Annotated in this window: 2 protein-coding genes; one reads left to right on the top strand and one right to left on the bottom strand. The window is 65.6% G+C overall.

Annotation, left to right across the window (positions count from 1 at the left end; translation table 11 throughout):
* Nucleotides 1–34 precede the first annotated feature (34 nt).
* Entirely contained in the window at nucleotides 35–493 is a 459-nt protein-coding gene (locus EJK15_RS69675; RefSeq protein ID WP_138720978.1) for a MarR family winged helix-turn-helix transcriptional regulator, read from the bottom strand.
* Nucleotides 494–556: 63 nt separating this feature from the next.
* Here EJK15_RS69675 and EJK15_RS69670 point away from each other — a divergent pair.
* The coding region (locus EJK15_RS69670; RefSeq protein WP_138720977.1) for a VOC family protein at nucleotides 557–864 on the top strand (308 nt) is incomplete at its 3' end.

Here is an 864-nt window from a genome sequence, read left to right as displayed (position 1 = left end):
TCCGAGCGCGACGAGACGTGCGCCGGGGAACGAGCTAGGCACCGTCGTTGCCATCGCGCAGGGAATGGATCATGCTCCGCAGGATCCGGAACGCGTCTGACTGCTCGGTCTCGGTCATGCCGGCCAGCATTCTGACCTCGACGGACCGGACCGCTACGGTCGCCTTCTCGAGGCTCCGTCGGCCGCGAGGCGTGAGCCGCGTGGGAAGAACCTTCCCGACGGGTGCCTCCGCAGGCCTGGTCACGTAGCCGTCTCGTTCCAGGGCCTGGAGCAGCACGTTCATCGTCTGCCGGGTCACGAACGCGCCCCGCGCGAGCTCGGAGTTCGACAAGCCCGGTCGTTGAGCCAGCAGCTCGAGGCAGGAGTAGTGCGTCACGCTCATCCCGAGCGGCCGCAGCACCTCCTCCATGGCAGCACGGAGGGCGCTCGACGCCTCTTTCAGCAGGTAGCCCAGTGACGTCTCCAGGTCGACGCCGACACCGTTTTGACTCATGTCAGAATTCTGACATAGATTGGCCTGTGTCAGAAAACTGACACGAAGAGAAGGAGCATCATCATGCCCGCCACCGGCCCCGACTTCATCTCGCTCCAAGCGCGCGACCTCGACGCTTCGCAGGCGTTCTACGAGCAGTACCTCGGCCTCGTCCGCTCGCAGACCGGACCTCCGCACGCCGTCGTCTTCGAGACGAAGCCGATCGCGTTCGCACTCCGCGACATCGTTCCCGGCACCGATCTCGCATCCGCTGCTCAGCCCGGCATCGGTGCCGCGATCTGGCTCCACGCCACAGACGTCCAAGCCATTCACGATGCTCTGGTCGCCGACGGTCACACCATCGTCTCCGCACCGATCGACGGCCCCTTCGG

This window comes from Nonomuraea basaltis (assembly GCF_005893125.1).
Taxonomy (GTDB): Bacteria; Actinomycetota; Actinomycetes; order Streptosporangiales; family Streptosporangiaceae; genus Nonomuraea; species Nonomuraea basaltis.
This window is presented reverse-complemented; position numbering and strand designations above follow the sequence as displayed.

Bases quoted from the DNA above. Each gene is read 5' to 3' on its own strand.
- EJK15_RS69675 (WP_138720978.1), bottom strand. From the start codon at position 493: ATGAGTCAAAACGGTGTCGGCGTCGACCTGGAGACGTCACTGGGCTAC.